The organism is Duganella radicis (genome assembly GCF_009720825.1).
GTDB classification, from domain to species: domain Bacteria; phylum Pseudomonadota; class Gammaproteobacteria; order Burkholderiales; family Burkholderiaceae_D; genus Rugamonas; species Rugamonas radicis.
Genome location: NZ_WNKY01000017.1, coordinates 86,216 through 104,152 on the forward strand (window position 1 = coordinate 86,216; position 17,937 = coordinate 104,152).

Consider the following 17,937-nt stretch of genomic DNA (forward strand, 5'->3'; position numbering starts at 1 on the left):
CTTGGTTGGAGTAGTAATGAGTTTATACGCAGTATTGGATTTCCTGTCGAACGGCATCACCCGCTTCACGGGCTGGGAAGTGTTCTTCTATACGATGGTGGTCACCCACATCACCATCGCCAGCGTGACGATTTACCTGCACCGCTGCCAGGCGCACCGCGCGCTGGACCTGCATCCCATCGTCAGCCACTTCTTCCGTTTCTGGCTGTGGCTGACCACCGGCCAGGTGACCAAGGAGTGGGCTTCGATCCACCGCAAGCACCACGCCAAGTGCGACACCGAGGAAGATCCGCATAGCCCGGTCACGCGCGGCATCAAGAAAGTGTTCTGGGAAGGCGCCGAGCTGTACCGTGCCGAAGCCAAGAACAAGGAAACCATGGAGAAGTACGGTCACGGCACGCCGGATGACTGGATGGAGCGCAACGTCTACACCCGCTACAGCGCGTTTGGCGTGTCGGCTCTGCTGGTGATCAACGTGCTGCTGTTCGGCGTGATCGGCATTACCGTGTGGGCGGTGCAGATGCTGTGGATTCCGGTGACGGCGGCCGGCATCATCAACGGCATCGGCCACTACTGGGGCTACCGCAACTACGATTGCGCGGACGCGGCCACCAACATCATTCCGCTGGGCCTGCTGATCGGCGGCGAAGAGCTGCACAACAACCACCACACCTTTGCCACCTCGGCCAAGCTGTCGTCCAAGTGGTATGAGTTCGACATCGGCTGGGGCTACATCCGCGCGCTGGAAATCGTCGGCCTGGCCAAAGTGAAGAAGCTGGCGCCGGAACCGAAGTTCGCCAAGGGCAAAATGGAGGCCGACTTCGACACCCTGCAATCGGTGATCGCCAACCGCTACGACGTGATGGCCAAGTACGCCAAATCGATCAAGAGCGCCTGGAAAGAAGAACTGGAGCACCTGAAGGACAAGGCCCAGCTGGAAGCGCGCTTCCTGAAATCGTCGCGCAAGCTGATGCAGCGCGAGCCGGGCAAGCTGGAGGCGCCGCAACAGCAGCAGCTGTCGGAATTGTTCCAGCACAGCAAAGCCCTGGAAACCATGCACAATATGCGTGTGGAGCTGGGCGTGATCTGGGAGCGTTCGCACTTCACCCGCGACCAGCTGCTGCACAAGCTGCAAGACTGGTGCAACCGCGCGGAAGCTTCGGGCATCAAGTCCCTGCAAGACTTCTCGCTGCGACTGCGCAGCTACGCATAACAAAATGACCCTGCGGGGTAGTGCCGTTCAGTTAGCGTTTAAGTCGTCATGCCGGCGCAGGCCGGAATCCAATTGGGTTCCGGCCTGCGCCGGAACGACGTAGCTTAACTTTCTGCTTTCAACCCGGCAGGACGTAAAAAAGCCACTCCGCGGAGTGGCTTTTTTCGTAGAAGCGAAGATCGATTACTTGATCTTGGTTTCTTTGTAGATCACGTGCTTGCGTGCTTTAGGATCAAACTTGGTGATCTCCATTTTCGCAGGCATGGTGCGCTTGTTTTTGGTCGTGGTGTAGAAGTGACCCGTACCAGCGGTCGATTCCAGCTTGATTTTGTCGCGGCCAGTTTTTGCCATGGTAGTAGCTCCCTATTTAGACTTTTTCGCCACGGGCGCGCATGTCGGCCAGAACGGCATCGATGCCGACCTTGTCGATTACACGCAGACCAGCGTTGGACAGACGCAGGGAGACCCAGCGGTTTTCAGATTCAACAAAAATACGACGGTTCTGCAGGTTAGGCAGGAAACGACGTTTGGTTTTGTTGTTTGCGTGGGAAACGTTGTTGCCGACCATCGGCTTCTTCCCAGTAACTTGGCAAACACGTGCCATAACGCACTCCTTAAAAGACATTCCAAAATTGGAAAAACAAGAGTATATCCAAAAAAATCAGGTTTTTCAATCACTTACGAAAAACAATGGTGTCTTGATCGCGTGAGAAAATTTAACAATTGTGAATTCGCGCGTAAACCCTTGAGCGGATAGGGGTAAACCTAGAGTTGCCCGTGCTCGGCGAAGGAGTGGATCTGGTGTCCGGCCACCACAAAATGGTCGAGGATGCGGATATCGACCAGCGCCAGCGCCTGCATCAGGGCGCGCGTCAGCAGCAGGTCCGATTCGCTGGGCTCGGGCGTGCCGGACGGGTGGTTGTGCGCCAGCATGACGCTGGCGGCGTTGCGCGCCAGCGCTTCCTTGACCACTTCGCGCGGATAAACCGAAGTATGCGTCAGCGTGCCGCGAAACATTTCCTTGGCGTCGATCAGGCGGTTTTTCACGTCCAGGAACAGCACGTGGAAGGATTCGAAGGACTTGGCGGCAAAGGTGGTGCGCAGATATTCCTTCACCGCGCGCGGAGAGTTGAGCGCGCAACCGTTCTGGATTTCCTCCAGCAGCGCGCGCCGCGCCAGTTCCAGCACCGCTTGCAGCTGGGTGAACTTGGCCGGCCCGAGCCCTTTGACGACGGCGAATTCGCTCAGGCTGGCGCCGAACAATTTTTGCAGCGAGCCGAAGTGACGCATCATCTCGGCGCCCAGTTGCACGGCGTCCTTGCCCATGACGCCGGTGCGCAGGAAGATGGCCAGCAGCTCGGCATCCGACAGCGCTTGCGCGCCTTCGCGTATCAGCCGCTCGCGCGGGCGTTTTTCTTGCGGCCAGTCCATTATTGGCATGATGATCCTCCTCGATAGACTAATTACTTTGCACCAGCTGTGGCGCGAGAAGGCGAGGAGGATCAAAGGTGGCTTACAATATAGGCTTTGTCAGTTCACACTAGCTTAAGTCATGTCTAACGAGCAACCTGTCGTCACCGCGTCGTCGTATCTCACCCTGAACTATCGTCTGGCTTCGCTGGACGGCACCGATATCGTCACCACCTTTGCCACCACGCCCGCCACGCTGCTGATGGGCCAGGGCCAGCTGGCGCCGGTGCTGGAAGAATTGCTGATCGGCCTGCCGGAAGGCACGCACAAGACCTTCGACCTGGAGCCGGGCGTCGGCTTCGGCCCGCGCAATCCTGAACTGATCCGCGAGGTCAGCCGCGCCACGCTGGACGCCAACTCGGCGCCGGACGCCAATTACCAGATCGGCGACCTGGTCGACTTCGCCGCGCCGGGCGGCGGCCGCTTCGCCGGCATCCTGCGCGAACTGGGCGAGGAAACCTGTCTGTTCGACTTCAACCACCCGCTGGCCGGCCAGCCCCTGAAGTTTGAAGTGCAACTGATTTCGGTGCTGTGATGAGCGATAAAGAACTCCTGTTGGCCCAGCCGCGCGGTTTCTGCGCCGGCGTCGACCGCGCGATTGAAATCGTCGAGCGCGCCTTGCAGCAATTCGGCGCGCCCATCTACGTGCGCCACGAAATCGTCCATAACGCTTATGTGGTGGCCGATTTGCGCGCAAAAGGCGCTATCTTCATCGAAGAGCTCAGCGAGGTGCCGGCCGGCCAAACGCTGGTGTTCTCGGCCCACGGCGTGTCCAAGGCGGTGCGCGCGGAAGCCGATGCGCGCGGTTTCAGCATTTTCGACGCCACTTGCCCGCTGGTGACCAAGGTGCACGTGGAAGTGGCCAAGATGCGCAAGCAGGGCTGCGAAATCATCATGATCGGCCACGACGGCCACCCGGAAGTCGAAGGCACCATGGGCCAGACCGAAGAAGGCATGTATCTGGTGGAAACCGTGGCTGACGTGGAAAAGCTGCAAGTGACCAAGCCGGACCAGCTGGCCTATGTGTCGCAGACCACGCTGTCGGTGGACGACACCGCCGACATCATCGAAGCGCTCAAGCGCAAGTTCCCGGCGATTATCGAGCCGAAGAAGGGCGATATCTGCTACGCCACCACCAACCGCCAGGAAGCCGTGAAGTTCATGGCGCCGCAGGTGGAAGTGGTGATTGTGGTCGGCAGCCCGAACAGCTCCAACTCCAACCGCCTGCGGGAAGTGGCGGAAAAGAAGGGCACGCCGGCCTATATGGTCGACAACGCCACCCAGATCAATCCCGCCTGGCTGGAAGGCAAGCTGCGCGTGGGCGTGACGGCTGGCGCCTCGGCGCCGGAAGTGCTGGTGCAAGCCGTGATCGACCGCCTGAAGGAATTGGGCGTGCGCAGCGTGCGTCCGCTGGAGGGCGTGGAGGAAAACGTCACCTTCCCATTGCCGAAGGGCCTGGATGGTGTCCAAAAAACCGCACCAGCCGGGGGCGCGGCCTGACAATTCTCTGGACGGCGCGCGGAATATAATTCAGCGCCGTTGGTATTATTCCACGATTAGTTTTTCGGAATTATCGCTATCATTTGCAACGCTCTAAATGAGTGACGAGACACCAATCAGGCATGAAACTTGCAGCGTAGGCATGCAGTCAACGGCGGCACTACGGGGACACCCGGGTGCCGTTTTTGTTACATGGTCGCATAACAATAGGTAAAGGCGGAAATGGATACTTTTATCCAACAAATCATTAACGGGCTGGTGCTGGGCAGCATGTACGCACTGGTCGCGCTGGGCTACACCATGGTGTACGGCGTGCTGAATCTGATTAACTTCGCCCACGGCGATGTGCTGATGATCGGCGCCATGACCGGTCTCACCATTCTCAACATCCTCAACCAGCACTTCCCCGATTTGCCCGGTTATATCAAGCTGGCGATCGCCATTGGCGGCGCGGTCCCGGTGTGCATGATCGTCAATGTCATCATCGAGCGCGTGGCGTACCGCAGCCTGCGCAATGCGCCACGGCTGGCGCCGCTGATCACCGCGATCGGCGTGTCGACCCTGCTGAATACCTTCGCCATGATGATCTGGGGCCGCAACCCGCTGCCTTTCCCGCAACTGCTGCCATCTGATCCTATCTCCATCGGCGGCGCGCTGATCTCGCCGACCCAGATTCTGCTGCTGGCGCTGGCGCTGGTGTCGATGGCCGGCCTGGTGCTGTTGGTCGAGAAAACCCGCATGGGCCGCGCCATGCGCGCCACGGCGGAAAACCCGCGCGTGGCCGGCCTGATGGGCGTGGATTCGAACAAGGTGATCATCGCCACCTTCGCGCTGGGCGCGGCGCTGGCGGCGGTGGCCGGCGTGATGTGGGGCGCCAACTACGCCTCGATCCAGTTCTCGATGGGCTTCCTGCCCGGCCTCAAAGCCTTCTGCGCGGCGGTGCTGGGCGGCATCGGCAATATTTATGGCGCCATGCTGGGCGGTATCGTGCTGGGCATTATTGAAAGCCTGGGCGCCGGCTACATCGGCGACCTGACCGGCGGCTTCCTCGGCAGCCATTATCAAGACATCTTCGCCTTCGTCGTGCTGATCCTGGTGCTGACGGTGCGTCCGTCCGGCATCATGGGCGAACGCGTGGCGGACCGCGCGTAAGGAGGAACCATGCTGAACTTCGATACCTCCCGCAATCCGCGCAAGGCCTACGCCAGCATGGCGGTGCTGATTGTTGCGCTGCTGGCTTTCCCATTCTTTGCCGCGCAGTTCGGTAACTCGTGGGTGCGCATTGCCGACATGGCGCTGCTGTACATCATGCTGGCCCTGGGCCTGAACATTGTGGTCGGCTTTGCCGGCCTGCTGGACCTGGGCTACATCGCGTTCTATGCGGTGGGCGCCTACCTGGCCGGCCTGCTGTCGTCGCCGCAGTTCGCCACCTTGCTGGAATCGGTGATCAACCAGTATCCGGCCTTGGGCGAGTCGCTGGTGGCGCTGCTGGGGCCGGAGATCCAGCAGAACGGCATCCACTTGTCGGTGTGGCTGATCGTGCCGCTGGCGGCGGCGCTGGCGGCCTTCTTTGGCGCCGTGCTGGGTGCGCCGACGTTGAAGCTGCGCGGCGACTACCTGGCCATCGTGACGCTGGGCTTCGGCGAGATCATCCGCATTTTCATGAACAACCTGAACGAGCCGATCAACTTCACCAACGGCCCGCAGGGCATCAACCTGATCGACCCGATCAAGGTGTTCGGCGTGAATCTGGCCGGAGAGGCCGGCTCGCGCGCCACCGTGTTTATCGGCGGCTACGGCATGCCGTCGGTGAACGCCTACTACTTCCTGTTCCTGTTCCTGTGCGTGCTGGTGGTGTTTGTGACCTCGCGCCTGCAACACTCGCGCCTGGGCCGCGCCTGGGTGGCGATCCGCGAAGATGAGATTGCCGCCAAGGCCATGGGCATCAACACCCGCAACGTGAAGTTGCTGGCGTTTTCGATGGGCGCCTCGTTCGGCGGTATCGCCGGCGCCATGTTCGGCGCCTTCCAGGGCTTTGTGTCGCCGGAATCGTTCTCGCTGACCGAATCGATCGCCGTGCTGGCGATGGTGGTGCTGGGCGGTATCGGCCACATCCCGGGCGTGATCATGGGCGGTGCGCTGCTGGCGGCCTTGCCTGAGGTGCTGCGTCACGTGGTCGAGCCGCTGCAAGAAAAACTGTTCGGCCACGTGCTGATCGAGGCGGAAGTGCTGCGCCAGCTGTTGTACGGCCTGGCCATGGTGCTGATCATGCTGAATCGTCCGGCCGGCCTGTGGCCCGCGCCCAAGCATGAGGATCGCCCGGATGGCGATTCCGACACCAGGAATCAATCGTCCGGCGTGATGGCGGCTTGAGGAAGAGACAATAATGACTGAACAGGTAATTCTCCACATCGCCGGCGTCAACAAGCGTTTTGGCGGTTTGCAGGCGCTGACGGATGTTGGCATCAAGATCATGAAGGGCCAGATTTACGGCCTGATCGGCCCGAACGGCGCCGGCAAGACCACTTTCTTCAACGTGATTACCGGCCTGTACCAGCCGGACACCGGCACTTTCGAGCTGGCCGGCAAGCCGTATTCGCCGTCGGCGCCGCACGAGGTGGCCAAGGCTGGCATCGCCCGTACTTTCCAGAACATCCGCCTGTTTGGCGAGATGACGGCGCTGGAAAACGTCATGGTCGGCCGTCACGTGCGCTCGAAGCAGGGCGTGTTTGGCGCGATTTTCCGCCACAAGGCGGCGCGCGAAGAGGAAGCCGATATCCGCCGCCGCGCGCAGGAGTTGCTGGATTTTGTCGGCATCGGCCAGTTTGCCAGGCGCACCGCCAAGTTCCTGTCGTATGGCGACCAACGCCGTCTGGAAATCGCCCGCGCCCTGGCCACCGATCCGCAGCTGCTGGCGCTGGACGAGCCGGCGGCCGGCATGAACGCCACCGAGAAACTGGCGTTGCGCGAACTGTTGATCAAGATCAAAGAACAGGGCAAGACGGTGTTGTTAATTGAACACGACGTCAAAATGATGATGAGCTTGTGCGACCGCCTGATGGTGCTGGAATACGGCAAACCGATCGCGGAAGGTCTGCCGGCGGAAATACAAAGCAATCAGGCGGTGATTGACGCCTACCTCGGAGGATCGCATTAATGAGCGACAACGTTCTTAAAGTATCGGGACTGAAAGTCGCGTATGGCGGCATTAAAGCCGTCAAGGGTATCGATCTCGACGTAAATAAAGGGGAATTAATCGCCCTGATTGGCGCCAATGGCGCCGGTAAAACCACCACGCTGAAAGCCATTACCGGCACGCTGCCGCCATGCAAAGTCGAAGGCACGATTACTTATCAGGGCGAGGCTTTAAAAGGTAGTAAATCTTTTCATTTGGTGGAAAAGAAACTTGCGATGGTGCCGGAAGGTCGTGGCGTATTTACCCGCATGACGATTCAGGAGAATCTGATGATGGGCGCTTATACCCGCGACGACAAGGCCGGTATTGAATCCGATATTGCCAAATGGTTTGATGTATTCCCGCGTTTAAAAGAACGTGCGCAGCAATTGGCCGGGACTTTGTCTGGCGGTGAACAGCAGATGCTGGCGATGGCGCGGGCATTAATGTCGCATCCAAAGTTATTATTGCTGGATGAACCATCGATGGGTTTATCGCCGATTATGGTGGAAAAGATTTTCGAGGTGATTCGTAATGTCTCGAAAGAGGGCATTACCATTCTGCTGGTTGAGCAAAATGCGAAACTCGCATTGCAAGCCGCCCACCGTGGTTATGTCATGGACTCCGGCAATATCACCATGACTGGTAACGCCCAAGACATGCTGAACGATCCCCGCGTCAAAGCCGCTTACCTGGGCGAATAAGCCTCCAACGCAGCCTGCATAGCCGCTCCGAGCGATCCGAGCGGCTTTTTTGTCGCCTTTTCATGCTAAAAATTGGCATGTGTAAGCTAATTTCTAGCTTACGAAAGACTGATCAGGAATAAGATCTCGCCTCCGAAACTATGTGCTAATAGCTGGACGTATCTAATGGGAGTAAACTCGTCATGGAGAAGCACACGCCCAGCTACAAACTATCGATTGTTAAACAGTACGTCGCCTTAGGCCGCGTACATGCTACGTCATCTGCATTGAGCGATGCGGGGTTGCTGGGTATGAATTTCGGTGACATGATGCATGTCATCATGTCACTTGCGCCGAGTGATTTCTACAAGAGCATGACTACTTATGCTAATCATCGAATCTGGCAGGATGTATATAAACCTAATACGCCGTTTGGTAATATATATCTGAAATTAACGGTTCTTAATGATGTGGTGATTGTCTCTTTTAAAAAGAGGTGACATATGATATGCGGAGCTTGTGGCGCAAATCAGTTATCGCATGATGTACGCGATTTTCCGTATCTTTATAAAGGCAAAAAAATAGTCATCGCGTCCCTGGAGGCGGACTATTGCGCGGCCTGTGGTGAAGTCATTTTGGACGCTCATGGGGCTTCCCGATTGAGTGCCCTGATACGTGAATTTCAGCAGCGTGTGGATAATGGAGAAAAAAAAAGCCTCGATATGTAATCGAGGCTTTTTTTTCGGTGCCGGCGCCCTACCGCGCCGGCGGCCGGGAATTACTTCTTGGCTGGAGCGGCTTTAGCAGCAGCGGCGCTGAATTGATTTACGGCGGCGCTCAGGTTGGTTTCCAGCGATTCAACAGCTTGTTTAGCGGTTTTGGTGAATTGCTCGTAACCAGCGCTGGCGTTGCCGATAGCCGATTTAAACAGGGCCACGGCATTTTCGGTGCCGGCTGGGGCGTTTTTGCTCACTTCTTCAACCAACGAAATAACTTTACGGTTGGTTTCGGCGATTTGGGTTTCAGCGGCTTTGCTGAATTCAGCGCCGGTGCTCGAAGCGATGGTTGCCAGGTGACGGCCATAAGCGATGGTTTTTTCAGCGCTTGGTTGAGCCTGAGCGGTGGCCAGCGAGAAGAATTCTTGTGGGTCTTTAGCGGCCAGCAGTTGCTTGGTGGTGGCCGAAGTTTCTTCCAGCGATGCTTTGGCGGCGGTCAGGTTCAGGTCGACGAATTTCTCCACGCCTTCGAAAGCTTTGTTGGTCAGGGTCGAGAAAATAGCGAACTGGGCTTCAAAGTTGGCTTTGGTCGCATTCGAGAATTGCTCAGGAATCGAAAACATGTAGTTCTCCAGGAAAAATAGTCGTTGATAAATACTGCTGATGTTTCTACCGTCGGTGAGAAACCGGCAAAACTATGTTTCAGACCGAACAACGAATTGTGCAACGCAACAAACCAGATTTTACGGCCTTCAAAAATTAAGTCAAGTGATTTTTTGTGCGTTGCACCAAAGCACCGAATCTTCATCTCATGGAAACATTTGCAAAAAGGACTATTTCTTGAAACCGAGGAAATCAGCGGGCTGCCGATGAGAAATCGCCTGCCGTGTTAGACTCAGGCCATCCCGAGTCGGCGCCGCAATCCGGCGCCGATTGCCTTTTAGATCACAAGTCAGTTTGATGCCCGAAACCACTTCAGCCGCCCCCGCAGCCCGGCACGCCGGTTTTTTGTCGCCGTTGCCCCTGTTTTTCGTGCTTTTATGGAGCAGCGGCTTCATCGTCGCCAAGTTCGGCCTGCCGTATGCGCCGCCGCTGACTTTCCTGCTGCTGCGCTTCCTCGGCGTGCTGCTGTTCCTGGTGCCGGCCGTGCTGATATTGCGGGCGCCTTGGCCGCACGGCAAGATCGGCCATATCGCGGTGGCCGGGCTGCTGGTGCAGGCTGGCTATTTGATCGGCGTCTGGTGCGCCATCAGGCAAGGCATGCCGGCCGGCTTGTCGGCCCTGATCGTCGGCATGCAGCCCATCCTGACCGCCTTTGCCGCGCCGCTGATCGGTGAAAAAGTGCGCCCGCGCCAATGGCTGGGTTTGCTGTTCGGTATCGGCGGGGTAGGGCTGGTGGTGGCCGCCAAGATCAGGCTGGTCGGTTTGTCGCTGGACGCCATTTTGTTGTGCGTGCTTGCACTGCTCAGCATCACCGCCGGTACCTTGTACCAAAAGAACTATTGTCCGCAATTCGACTTGCGCGTCGGCACGGTGATCCAGTTTGCCTCTTCCGCAGTGCTTATATTGCCGCTCGCTATTATATTTGAGGGGCTGGGCCCGGATTTTGCTGCGGTGCAGTGGGTGCCGCGCTTTATTGGTGCTTTGCTGTGGTCGGTGCTGGGGCTGTCGATCGGCGCCATCTTCCTGCTGTTCGCCTTGATTCGCAGAAATGACGCCACCCAGGTCACCAGCTTGATGTATCTGACGCCGCCCACCACCGCTATCATGGCATGGCTGATGTTTGGCGAAGCGTTTAACGCCCTCGGCATGGCAGGCATGGTGCTGGCGGTAACCGGTGTGATCTTTGTGGTCAAGAAACCCAAGTGAGAGGACGCATGATTTCCAATCCAGCCCAGCAAGCCGTCGATGTCGCGATCACCTCGCGCCGTTCCATCCGCGCTTTTTTGCCGACGCCAGTGGCGCACGACGACATTGCCGCCATCTTGCAGGTGGCGGCGCGCGCGCCGTCGGGGACCAATACCCAACCGTGGAAAGTCTATGTGTTGCAGGGAGAGCGCAAACGACAGTTGTCTTCCGCCATCCTGGCCGCACATAACGATCCGGCGCTGGCTGCGCAGCACACGGAAGAGTATGCCTACTATCCGCGCGAGTGGATCTCGCCCTACATCGATCGCCGCCGCAAGGTCGGCTGGGATCTGTACGCGCTGCTGGGCCTGACCCGCGACAACAAGGCCGGCATGGCGGCCCAGCACGGCAAGAATTATGAATTCTTCGGCGCGCCGGTCGGCCTGATCTTCACCATTGACCGCATCATGGAGCAGGGCTCGTGGCTGGACTACGGCATGTTCCTGCAAAACATCATGGTGGCGGCGCGTGGGCGCGGGCTGGATACCTGTCCGCAGGCGGCGTTCACCCAGTACCACCGCATCATTGCCGAGCAGCTGGCGTTGCCGGAAAGCGAGACTGTGGTGTGCGGCATGGCGCTGGGTGTTGCCGATATGAGCAAGATCGAAAATTCTTTGGTCACTGAGCGCATGGCGCTCGCGGAATTTGTTAAATTTGTCGAATGACTCAGCTTGATTTTCCCGTATTGCGGCTACGCAACCAATTGCAGGGAAAAGGTTAAATTTGCTTGCGCTCGCTCAGTGTTTTGCTACACTGCAACGAGTATTGGAATGGATTTTTTTTGGGGAAGTGGAATGGTTAAACTCGCAATTAGCGCGCTCATCTCGCTGATGTTTGCATCTGCTGCCATCGCCGCACCGGCGACGGAAGCCGGCGGCGCCGCGCCCAAAAAACAGCTGATCAAAAAGAAACGCCAGGCGGTGCGTGTTGCTGCCGCCGATGCCGGCGAGCGCGTGGTCAAACGCGTGATGAAGGTCAACGGCAAGCGCAAGGTGGTGTACCAGCGCGTGCTGGCCGCCGCGCCGGCCGTGCCGACCATGGGCGATCTGGCCGGACTGAACCAGACCAGCGATCCGCTCGCGCTGGCATCCAATGTGGCGCTGGTGCTGGACCAGGCCAATTCGGAAGTACTGTTTGAGAAGAATTCCAACATCGCCTTGCCGATCGCCTCGATCACCAAGATGATGACCGGCCTGATCGTGGTGGAAGCCAAACAGGACATGGATGAAATCCTGACCGTCACCGACGAGGACGTCGACCGCGAAAAGTTCAGCAGCTCGCGCCTGAAAGTCGGCACCCAGATGACGCGCGCCAATATGCTGCACATCGCCCTGATGAGTTCGGAGAACCGTGCCGCCTCGGCGCTGGGCCGCAACTACCCGGGCGGCAAGCCGGCCTTTGTCGAAGCCATGAACGCCAAGGCGCGCGAACTGGGCATGACCGACACCCATTACGTCGATTCCAGCGGCCTGTCGAAAATGAATGTGGCCAGCGCCCGCGATCTGGCCAAGCTGGCCATGGCGGCCTATCAGCAGCCGGTGCTGCGCCAGTTCTCCACCGATCCCAAAGCCATCGTCGAAACCAGCAATGGCCGTCCGATGGCGTTTGGCACCACCAACCATCTGGTGGCCAGCCCGGACTGGGCGATCGGCTTGCAGAAGACCGGCTTCATCAATGAAGCCGGACGCTGCCTGCTGATGCAGGCCGTGATTGAAGGCCGCTCGGTGATCATGGTGTTCCTCGATTCCAAGGGCAAGCAGTCGCGGACGGCCGACGCCGGGCGCATGCGCAAGTGGCTGGAAGCGTTGCGCCCAGCCAGCCTGGGCGGCAGCACCAGCGCCGGCGCCGCTTACTCGACCGGGATGTAACCCAGGGTCAGGGAGATCTGGCGCGCGGTTTGCACCAGGTCTTCCAGCCATTCCTCCTGCAAGCGGTCGGCCGGCGCCGAGATCGACAGGCCGGCGATCAGCTTGCCGCTGTCGTCGTAAATGCCGGCGGCCATGCAGCGCACCCCCAGTTCCAGCTCCTCATTGTCGCGCGAATAGCCGCGCGATTTCACCAGGCTGAGCTCACGCTCCAGCTTGCCCAGATCCGTGATCGAATTCTTGTTGTGTCCGGCAAGCCCGGTGCGGGTGGCGTAGGCGCGGATGGCTTTCGGCTCGTCCACCGACAGGAACAGCTTGCCGGTCGAGGTGAGGTGCAGCGGGCCGCGGCCGCCGATGGCGCGCACCACCTGCATGCCCGAGCGCTCCGAGAAGGCGCGGTCGATGTAGACGATCTCGTCGCCCTGGCGCACCGACAGGTTGATGGTCTGCTGGGTTTTTTTGTGCAGTGCACGCATAAAGTCCAGCGCCGCCTCGCGCACGGACAGGCGGCTCTTGACCACATTGCCCAGTTCCAGCAGGCGCATGCCGAGCCGGTAGGTGCCCGGTTCAACCCGGTCGACAAAGCGGGTGACCACCATATCGTTCAAAATCCGGTGGGCGGTGGATGGGTGTAGCCCCGAGACCTTGGATAATTCCTTCAGGCTGACGGGGTCGGGGTATTTGGCGAGCGCATCGAGCAGCGCTACCATGCGTTCGATCACCTGGATGGTGGTCTTTTGCTCTGGAACGGGTTCGATTTTCATGATGTGGTTGGTGCGATGCAGTATTCGATATCAAACTTTATACCATAATGTGGAAAAAAACGAAAATGCTGCATAATGTGACATTATTTCTTTTTGCCACATCATGGAACCAGTCAGCGAGTTCAAAAGCAAGAGCGGCCTCAAGCGTATTTACACGGCGTTTTTCTATTCCATCGACGGCTTCCGCTCGGCCTGGCGCAATGAGCACGCCTTCCGTCAGGAGGTGGGCGTGTTCGTGGTGGGCGCCCTGATCGCGCTGGTGCTCAGGGTCTCGGCGTTTGAAAAACTGGTGCTGATCGGCGTGCTGTTATTGATCCTGATCGTGGAACTGATTAATTCCTCTATTGAGGCGGTGGTGGACCGGGTGTCGCTGGAACGCCACCCTTTGTCCAAGAATGCCAAGGATTTCGGCAGCGCGGCCGTGCTGCTGACTTGCTTGCTGGCGATTGCCACCTGGTCGGTGGTGCTGTACAACCGCTTCTTATGAGGTTTTGGCATAACGAACTGCTAAATGCTTCGTTCTAATTTATAAGGGGCGGCATTAATCTGGAGGCCTTCACTACTAGGGGAATCCAATGCTGTCCAAGAAAATCATTGCCGCCGCCATTCTCGTTGTTTCCGCCGTTGCCCCAGCCCTGGCGGCGGACATCTCGCTGCTGAACGTGTCCTACGACCCAACCCGCGAGCTGTATCAGGACGTTAACACTGCGTTCGCCAAAGAGTGGAAAGCCAAGACCGGCGACAACGTCAAGATCAAACAATCGCACGGCGGCTCCGGCAAACAAGGCCGCGCCGTGATCGACGGCCTGGAAGCCGACGTGGTGTCGCTGGCGCTGGCCTACGACATCGACGCCATCGCCGACCACAAGCTGCTGGCCTCGGACTGGCAGAAAAAGCTGCCGCACAACAGCACCCCCTACACCTCCACCATCGTGTTCCTGGTCCGCAAGGGTAATCCTAAAGGCATCAAGGACTGGAACGATCTGGTGAAACCCGGCGTGGCCGTGATCACCCCGAATCCGAAAACCTCGGGCGGCGCCCGCTGGAACCACTTGGCCGCGTATGGCTACGCCCTGCGCCAGCCGGGCGGCAACGAAGCCTCGGCCAAGGAATTCCTGAGCAAGCTGTACAAGAACGTACCGGTGCTCGATTCCGGCGCGCGCGGCGCCACCACCACCTTCGTGGAACGCGGCATCGGCGACGTGCTGATCGCCTGGGAAAACGAAGCCCTGCTGGCGATCAAGGAACTCGGCCCGAACAAGTTCGACATCGTGGCGCCATCGGTCTCCATCCTGGCTGAGCCGCCGGTGGCCGTGGTCGACAAAGTGGTCGACAAGCGCGGCACCCGCAAAGTGTCGGAAGCCTACCTGAACTTCCTGTACACCGACGAGGCGCAAGACATCATCGCCCAGAACTACTACCGTCCGGGCACCGAGAAAGCGGCCAAGAAATATGCCGCCCAGTTCCCGAACGTGAAGCTGTTCACCATCGCGCAAGTGGCTGGCGACTGGACCAAGGCGCAGAAGACCCACTTCGCCGACGGCGGCCTGTTCGACCAGATTTATCAGCCAACCGGCAAGTAAGCACCATGGCCAGCGTCTTTGAAGACTTGCGCGTGCTGATCGCGCCCGGGCTGCACAACAGCGGACCGGACCACTGGCAAAGCCGCTGGCAACGCCTGTATCCCGCTTTCGAGCGGGTGCGGCAGGATGACTGGGAGGCGCCGGATCTGCCGCGCTGGTCGGCCCGGGTGGACGAGCTGCGCCAACGCGGCAACGATCCACGCCCGACACTGATCGTCGCGCACAGCTTCGGCGCGCTGGCCACGGTGCACAGCGTGGCGCGCAATCCCGATAACGTGGCGGGCGTGCTGCTGGTGGCGCCGGCCGATCCCGATAAATTCAAGGTGGCCGCGCTGCTGCCGCGGCAAGCCTTGCCCGTGCCTTCCATCATGGTGGGCAGCACCAACGATCCGTGGATGGCGGCGCCGCGCGCCGAGCTGTGGGCGCAACGCTGGCGGAGCCGCTTCATCAATGGCGGAGCGCTGGGCCACATCAATGCGGAGTCCGGCCTGGGCGACTGGCCGGAGGGGCTGGAAACCTTGTACTTTTTAGCAGAGCAGGCGCACAATAGCGCATTGTCCGTGTGACCATTTTCTACTCTGGAGAGCAAAACATGACCATTCGTCTGGGCGATACCGCGCCCGATTTCGAACAAGATTCGTCCATCGGCAAACTGAAGTTCCATGAGTGGGCTGGCAATTCGTGGGTGGTGTTGTTTTCGCACCCGGCGGACTTCACCCCGGTCTGCACCACCGAGCTGGGTTTGACCGCCAAGCTGAAACCGGAATTCGACAAGCGCAATGTGAAAGCGATCGCGCTGTCGGTCGATCCGGCCGAGTCGCACACCGCGTGGATCAAGGACATCGAAGAGACCCAGAAAACCGTGGTCGGCTTCCCGATCATCGCCGATGCCGACCGCAAGGTGGCAACCCTGTACGACATGATTCACCCGGAGGCTTCGGCCACCGCCACCGTGCGTACCCTGTTTGTGATCGATCCGAACAAGAAGGTTCGCCTGAGCATCACCTACCCGATGAGCACCGGCCGCAACTTCGACGAGGTGCTGCGCGTGATCGATGCGCTGCAACTGACCGATGGCTACACCGTGGCCACCCCGGGCAACTGGAAAGATGGCGATGACGTCATCATCCCGCTGACCGTGCAGGACCCGGAAGTACTGAAACAAAAGTATCCCAAAGGCTTCACCGCCGAGCGTCCCTACCTGCGCGTGACCCCGCAACCAAACAAATAATCCGGATAAGCTTATAAGTTTTCCGTTGTTTGGAACTTTCCCCAAAGTAGGTAACCTTCAGACCTACTTTGGGGAAACTCTATGGATTTGCAGTTCGTCGCATCAGGTTTTGCAGTTGGCTTGCTGGTCGGTATGACCGGCGTGGGAGGCGGTTCCTTGATGACGCCGCTCCTGACCCTGCTGTTCGGCGTCACGCCGGCCGTGGCGGTCGGCACCGATCTCGCCTTCGCCTCCCTGACCAAGGGCGTGGGCACCTTCACCCACCGTATGCGCGGCACCGTCCACTGGGACATCGTGCGCCGCCTGTGCATGGGCGCGCTGCCGGCCGCCCTGATCGCCAGCATCGGCCTCAAATACTTCGGCACCCTCAGTAAAGAGATGGGCCAGATCATCCGCTACACCATCGCCGGCTCGGTGTTCCTGACCGTGATCGCGCTGCTGTTCAGGCGCAAGATGCTGGCCTGGATCACCACCCATCCCGAACGCCAGTTGCAGGGCAGGGCGCTGCACAACGCCACCATCTTCACCGGCGCCGTGCTGGGCGTGCTGGTGACGATTTCCTCCATCGGCGCCGGCGCCATTGGCGCCACCGTGCTGGTGATGCTCTATCCACGCCTGACCGCCGCCGAAGTGGCCGGCACCGACATCGCCTACGCCGTGCCGCTGACCGCGATTGCCGCCGTCGGCCACTGGTGGCTGGGCTCGATCAACTGGATGCTGCTGCTGACCTTGCTGGTCGGTTCTGTGCCCGGCATCACCATCGGCGCCTACGCCGCCCGCGCCGTGCCCGAGCGCCTGCTGCGCGGCATCCTGGCGGTGACGCTGGTGGCTGTGGCTGTCAAGCTGGTATATACCTGAATCTCATAACGACATGAGAAATGCTTCGTTTGTATTATGAAGCATAGATGAGAACATGCAGCCCTTATAGAAGGATTTGTAATAAGGGAGCATTCATGTCTGCTGTTCTTGCAGCGTCCGGCGCCACTCCCGTGGCGGCCAAACGGGGCGCACCGTTCCGCGTCATGCCGGGTTTCCGGCTGTCGCTGGGCTTCACCATTTTCTACCTGACGCTGATCGTCCTGATCCCGCTGTCGGCCGTGTTCCTCAAGACGTCCACCATGAGCTGGGAGCATTTCTGGAACACCGTCACCTCGGCCCGCGTGGTGGCTTCCTACAAGCTGACGTTTGGTGCCTCGCTGCTGGGCGCTTTCATCAACGTCATCTTTGGCGGCATTGTGGCGTGGGTGCTGGTGCGCTATGAATTCCCCGGCAAGCGCATCGTCGACGCCCTGGTCGACCTGCCGTTCGCGCTGCCGACCGCCGTGGCCGGCATCACCCTGACCGCGCTGTACTCGGCCAACGGCTGGCTGGGCCGCTTCATCGAGGGCGAGCTCGGCATCAAGGTGGCGTTCACCCCGCTGGGCGTGATCATCGCGCTGACCTTCATCGGCCTGCCGTTCGTGGTGCGGACCGTGCAGCCGGTGCTGGAGGACGCCGAACGCGAACTGGAAGAGGCCGCCGCCAGCCTGGGCGCCAACGCCTGGCAGACTTTCTCGCGCGTGGTGTTCCCGACCATCCTGCCGTCGCTGATGACCGGCTTCGCGCTGGCTTTCGCCCGCGCCACCGGCGAATACGGCTCGGTGATTTTCATCGCCGGCAACATGCCGATGGTGTCGGAGATCACGCCGCTGTTCATCATCACCAAGCTTGAGCAGTACGACTACTCGGGCGCCACCGCGATTGCGGTGGTGATGCTGGTGGTGTCCTTCATCCTGCTGCTGACCATCAACCTGTTGCAAGCCTGGGCTCGCGGAAAGTCGGGGAAATAA

General features: G+C 59.4%; 23 protein-coding genes. 18 read left to right on the top strand and 5 right to left on the bottom strand.

The genetic code is table 11. From position 1 onward, the window contains the following. Nucleotides 1-16: 16 nt before the first annotated feature. Nucleotides 17-1,213, top strand: coding sequence for a DesA family fatty acid desaturase (locus GM676_RS16710; protein ID WP_155464859.1), 1,197 nt, complete (start codon nucleotides 17-19; stop codon nucleotides 1,211-1,213). Between the two features lie 183 nt (nucleotides 1,214-1,396). Here GM676_RS16710 and rpmG read toward each other — a convergent pair whose 3' ends face one another. From rpmG to radC, 3 genes are all read right to left on the bottom strand, one after another. Continuing rightward, the gene (gene rpmG / locus GM676_RS16715; protein WP_005665735.1) at nucleotides 1,397-1,564 is read right to left on the bottom strand and encodes a 50S ribosomal protein L33; all 168 of its coding nucleotides are present in this window, start codon (nucleotides 1,562-1,564) and stop codon (nucleotides 1,397-1,399) included. A 16-nt stretch (nucleotides 1,565-1,580) separates the two neighbouring features. Beyond that, nucleotides 1,581-1,817 carry a 50S ribosomal protein L28 gene (rpmB, locus tag GM676_RS16720; RefSeq protein WP_008451488.1) on the bottom strand — a complete coding sequence of 79 codons (237 nt, stop codon included), beginning with the start codon at nucleotides 1,815-1,817 and terminating at the stop codon, nucleotides 1,581-1,583. Nucleotides 1,818-1,978: 161 nt separating this feature from the next. After that, complete coding sequence (radC, locus tag GM676_RS16725; RefSeq protein ID WP_155464860.1) at nucleotides 1,979-2,653, bottom strand: RadC family protein; 675 nt, start codon at nucleotides 2,651-2,653, stop codon at nucleotides 1,979-1,981. Nucleotides 2,654-2,765: 112 nt separating this feature from the next. On the opposite strand from radC, the gene GM676_RS16730 reads away from it, so the two are divergent. The 8 genes from GM676_RS16730 to GM676_RS32975 all read left to right on the top strand — a co-directional run bounded on the left by GM676_RS16730 (nucleotide 2,766) and on the right by GM676_RS32975 (nucleotide 8,769). Then, nucleotides 2,766-3,218: an FKBP-type peptidyl-prolyl cis-trans isomerase gene (locus tag GM676_RS16730; RefSeq protein ID WP_155464861.1), complete on the top strand. Its 453-nt coding sequence runs from the start codon at nucleotides 2,766-2,768 to the stop codon at nucleotides 3,216-3,218. Continuing rightward, nucleotides 3,218-4,183, top strand: a complete 966-nt coding sequence (gene ispH, locus GM676_RS16735; protein WP_155464862.1) for a 4-hydroxy-3-methylbut-2-enyl diphosphate reductase — start codon at nucleotides 3,218-3,220, stop codon at nucleotides 4,181-4,183. Before GM676_RS16730 ends, ispH begins: the two co-directional genes overlap by 1 nt. 222 nt (nucleotides 4,184-4,405) lie before the next feature. Then, nucleotides 4,406-5,335, top strand: a complete 930-nt coding sequence (locus tag GM676_RS16740; protein WP_155464863.1) for a branched-chain amino acid ABC transporter permease — start codon at nucleotides 4,406-4,408, stop codon at nucleotides 5,333-5,335. A 9-nt stretch (nucleotides 5,336-5,344) separates the two neighbouring features. Further along, nucleotides 5,345-6,556, top strand: coding sequence for an ABC transporter permease subunit (locus tag GM676_RS16745; RefSeq protein WP_155464864.1), 1,212 nt, complete (start codon nucleotides 5,345-5,347; stop codon nucleotides 6,554-6,556). A gap of 13 nt (nucleotides 6,557-6,569) precedes the next feature. Beyond that, nucleotides 6,570-7,340, top strand: a complete 771-nt coding sequence (locus GM676_RS16750) for an ABC transporter ATP-binding protein (RefSeq protein ID WP_155464865.1) — start codon at nucleotides 6,570-6,572, stop codon at nucleotides 7,338-7,340. Next, nucleotides 7,340-8,062, top strand: a complete 723-nt coding sequence (locus GM676_RS16755; protein WP_155464866.1) for an ABC transporter ATP-binding protein — start codon at nucleotides 7,340-7,342, stop codon at nucleotides 8,060-8,062. The genes GM676_RS16750 and GM676_RS16755 overlap by 1 nt, the downstream gene beginning before the upstream one ends. Nucleotides 8,063-8,244: 182 nt before the next feature. Beyond that, entirely contained in the window at nucleotides 8,245-8,541 is a 297-nt protein-coding gene (locus tag GM676_RS16760) for a type II toxin-antitoxin system MqsR family toxin (RefSeq protein WP_155464867.1), read from the top strand. 3 nt (nucleotides 8,542-8,544) lie between these two features. After that, nucleotides 8,545-8,769 carry a type II toxin-antitoxin system MqsA family antitoxin gene (locus GM676_RS32975; protein ID WP_155464868.1) on the top strand — a complete coding sequence of 75 codons (225 nt, stop codon included), beginning with the start codon at nucleotides 8,545-8,547 and terminating at the stop codon, nucleotides 8,767-8,769. 50 nt (nucleotides 8,770-8,819) lie between these two features. Here GM676_RS32975 and phaP read toward each other — a convergent pair whose 3' ends face one another. Continuing rightward, nucleotides 8,820-9,380: a TIGR01841 family phasin gene (gene phaP, locus GM676_RS16770; protein ID WP_155464869.1), complete on the bottom strand. Its 561-nt coding sequence runs from the start codon at nucleotides 9,378-9,380 to the stop codon at nucleotides 8,820-8,822. A 337-nt stretch (nucleotides 9,381-9,717) separates the two neighbouring features. On the opposite strand from phaP, the gene GM676_RS16775 reads away from it, so the two are divergent. From GM676_RS16775 to pbpG, 3 genes are all read left to right on the top strand, one after another. Next, nucleotides 9,718-10,626, top strand: a complete 909-nt coding sequence (locus GM676_RS16775; protein WP_155464870.1) for a DMT family transporter — start codon at nucleotides 9,718-9,720, stop codon at nucleotides 10,624-10,626. Nucleotides 10,627-10,634: 8 nt separating this feature from the next. Then, nucleotides 10,635-11,330, top strand: coding sequence for a nitroreductase (locus GM676_RS16780; RefSeq protein WP_155464871.1), 696 nt, complete (start codon nucleotides 10,635-10,637; stop codon nucleotides 11,328-11,330). Between the two features lie 129 nt (nucleotides 11,331-11,459). Further along, nucleotides 11,460-12,533, top strand: coding sequence for a D-alanyl-D-alanine endopeptidase (pbpG, locus tag GM676_RS16785; protein ID WP_155464872.1), 1,074 nt, complete (start codon nucleotides 11,460-11,462; stop codon nucleotides 12,531-12,533). On the opposite strand, the gene GM676_RS16790 is transcribed toward pbpG, so the two are convergent. Continuing rightward, nucleotides 12,515-13,294: an IclR family transcriptional regulator gene (locus tag GM676_RS16790; RefSeq protein WP_155464873.1), complete on the bottom strand. Its 780-nt coding sequence runs from the start codon at nucleotides 13,292-13,294 to the stop codon at nucleotides 12,515-12,517. The genes pbpG and GM676_RS16790 overlap by 19 nt on opposite strands. Nucleotides 13,295-13,397: 103 nt before the next feature. On the opposite strand from GM676_RS16790, the gene GM676_RS16795 reads away from it, so the two are divergent. From GM676_RS16795 to cysT, 6 genes are all read left to right on the top strand, one after another. Then, nucleotides 13,398-13,781 carry a diacylglycerol kinase gene (locus GM676_RS16795; RefSeq protein ID WP_155464874.1) on the top strand — a complete coding sequence of 128 codons (384 nt, stop codon included), beginning with the start codon at nucleotides 13,398-13,400 and terminating at the stop codon, nucleotides 13,779-13,781. Between the two features lie 88 nt (nucleotides 13,782-13,869). Continuing rightward, the gene (locus GM676_RS16800; protein WP_155464875.1) at nucleotides 13,870-14,877 is read left to right on the top strand and encodes a sulfate ABC transporter substrate-binding protein; all 1,008 of its coding nucleotides are present in this window, start codon (nucleotides 13,870-13,872) and stop codon (nucleotides 14,875-14,877) included. A 5-nt stretch (nucleotides 14,878-14,882) separates the two neighbouring features. Next, the gene (locus tag GM676_RS16805; RefSeq protein WP_155464876.1) at nucleotides 14,883-15,443 is read left to right on the top strand and encodes an RBBP9/YdeN family alpha/beta hydrolase; all 561 of its coding nucleotides are present in this window, start codon (nucleotides 14,883-14,885) and stop codon (nucleotides 15,441-15,443) included. Between the two features lie 26 nt (nucleotides 15,444-15,469). Further along, nucleotides 15,470-16,108 (top strand): peroxiredoxin, encoded by a 639-nt coding sequence (locus GM676_RS16810; protein WP_155464877.1) that lies wholly within the window; start codon nucleotides 15,470-15,472, stop codon nucleotides 16,106-16,108. An 81-nt stretch (nucleotides 16,109-16,189) separates the two neighbouring features. Beyond that, a complete protein-coding gene (locus tag GM676_RS16815; protein ID WP_155464878.1) occupies nucleotides 16,190-16,966 on the top strand; it encodes a sulfite exporter TauE/SafE family protein in 777 nt (258 codons plus the stop codon). 95 nt (nucleotides 16,967-17,061) lie between these two features. Next, the gene (gene cysT / locus GM676_RS16820; RefSeq protein ID WP_155464879.1) at nucleotides 17,062-17,937 is read left to right on the top strand and encodes a sulfate ABC transporter permease subunit CysT; all 876 of its coding nucleotides are present in this window, start codon (nucleotides 17,062-17,064) and stop codon (nucleotides 17,935-17,937) included.

Bases quoted from the DNA above. Each gene is read 5' to 3' on its own strand.
- GM676_RS16795 (WP_155464874.1), top strand. From the start codon at position 13,398: ATGGAACCAGTCAGCGAGTTCAAAAGCAAGAGCGGCCTCAAGCGTATT.
- rpmB (WP_008451488.1), bottom strand. From the start codon at position 1,817: ATGGCACGTGTTTGCCAAGTTACTGGGAAGAAGCCGATGGTCGGCAAC.
- GM676_RS16740 (WP_155464863.1), top strand. From the start codon at position 4,406: ATGGATACTTTTATCCAACAAATCATTAACGGGCTGGTGCTGGGCAGC.
- GM676_RS16815 (WP_155464878.1), top strand. From the start codon at position 16,190: ATGGATTTGCAGTTCGTCGCATCAGGTTTTGCAGTTGGCTTGCTGGTC.
- radC (WP_155464860.1), bottom strand. From the start codon at position 2,653: ATGCCAATAATGGACTGGCCGCAAGAAAAACGCCCGCGCGAGCGGCTG.
- GM676_RS16810 (WP_155464877.1), top strand. From the start codon at position 15,470: ATGACCATTCGTCTGGGCGATACCGCGCCCGATTTCGAACAAGATTCG.
- GM676_RS16755 (WP_155464866.1), top strand. From the start codon at position 7,340: ATGAGCGACAACGTTCTTAAAGTATCGGGACTGAAAGTCGCGTATGGC.
- GM676_RS16750 (WP_155464865.1), top strand. From the start codon at position 6,570: ATGACTGAACAGGTAATTCTCCACATCGCCGGCGTCAACAAGCGTTTT.
- GM676_RS16730 (WP_155464861.1), top strand. From the start codon at position 2,766: ATGTCTAACGAGCAACCTGTCGTCACCGCGTCGTCGTATCTCACCCTG.
- ispH (WP_155464862.1), top strand. From the start codon at position 3,218: ATGAGCGATAAAGAACTCCTGTTGGCCCAGCCGCGCGGTTTCTGCGCC.
- GM676_RS16800 (WP_155464875.1), top strand. From the start codon at position 13,870: ATGCTGTCCAAGAAAATCATTGCCGCCGCCATTCTCGTTGTTTCCGCC.
- rpmG (WP_005665735.1), bottom strand. From the start codon at position 1,564: ATGGCAAAAACTGGCCGCGACAAAATCAAGCTGGAATCGACCGCTGGT.
- GM676_RS16790 (WP_155464873.1), bottom strand. From the start codon at position 13,294: ATGAAAATCGAACCCGTTCCAGAGCAAAAGACCACCATCCAGGTGATC.
- GM676_RS16710 (WP_155464859.1), top strand. From the start codon at position 17: ATGAGTTTATACGCAGTATTGGATTTCCTGTCGAACGGCATCACCCGC.
- GM676_RS32975 (WP_155464868.1), top strand. From the start codon at position 8,545: ATGATATGCGGAGCTTGTGGCGCAAATCAGTTATCGCATGATGTACGC.
- GM676_RS16745 (WP_155464864.1), top strand. From the start codon at position 5,345: ATGCTGAACTTCGATACCTCCCGCAATCCGCGCAAGGCCTACGCCAGC.
- GM676_RS16805 (WP_155464876.1), top strand. From the start codon at position 14,883: ATGGCCAGCGTCTTTGAAGACTTGCGCGTGCTGATCGCGCCCGGGCTG.
- cysT (WP_155464879.1), top strand. From the start codon at position 17,062: ATGTCTGCTGTTCTTGCAGCGTCCGGCGCCACTCCCGTGGCGGCCAAA.
- phaP (WP_155464869.1), bottom strand. From the start codon at position 9,380: ATGTTTTCGATTCCTGAGCAATTCTCGAATGCGACCAAAGCCAACTTT.
- GM676_RS16775 (WP_155464870.1), top strand. From the start codon at position 9,718: ATGCCCGAAACCACTTCAGCCGCCCCCGCAGCCCGGCACGCCGGTTTT.
- pbpG (WP_155464872.1), top strand. From the start codon at position 11,460: ATGGTTAAACTCGCAATTAGCGCGCTCATCTCGCTGATGTTTGCATCT.
- GM676_RS16760 (WP_155464867.1), top strand. From the start codon at position 8,245: ATGGAGAAGCACACGCCCAGCTACAAACTATCGATTGTTAAACAGTAC.
- GM676_RS16780 (WP_155464871.1), top strand. From the start codon at position 10,635: ATGATTTCCAATCCAGCCCAGCAAGCCGTCGATGTCGCGATCACCTCG.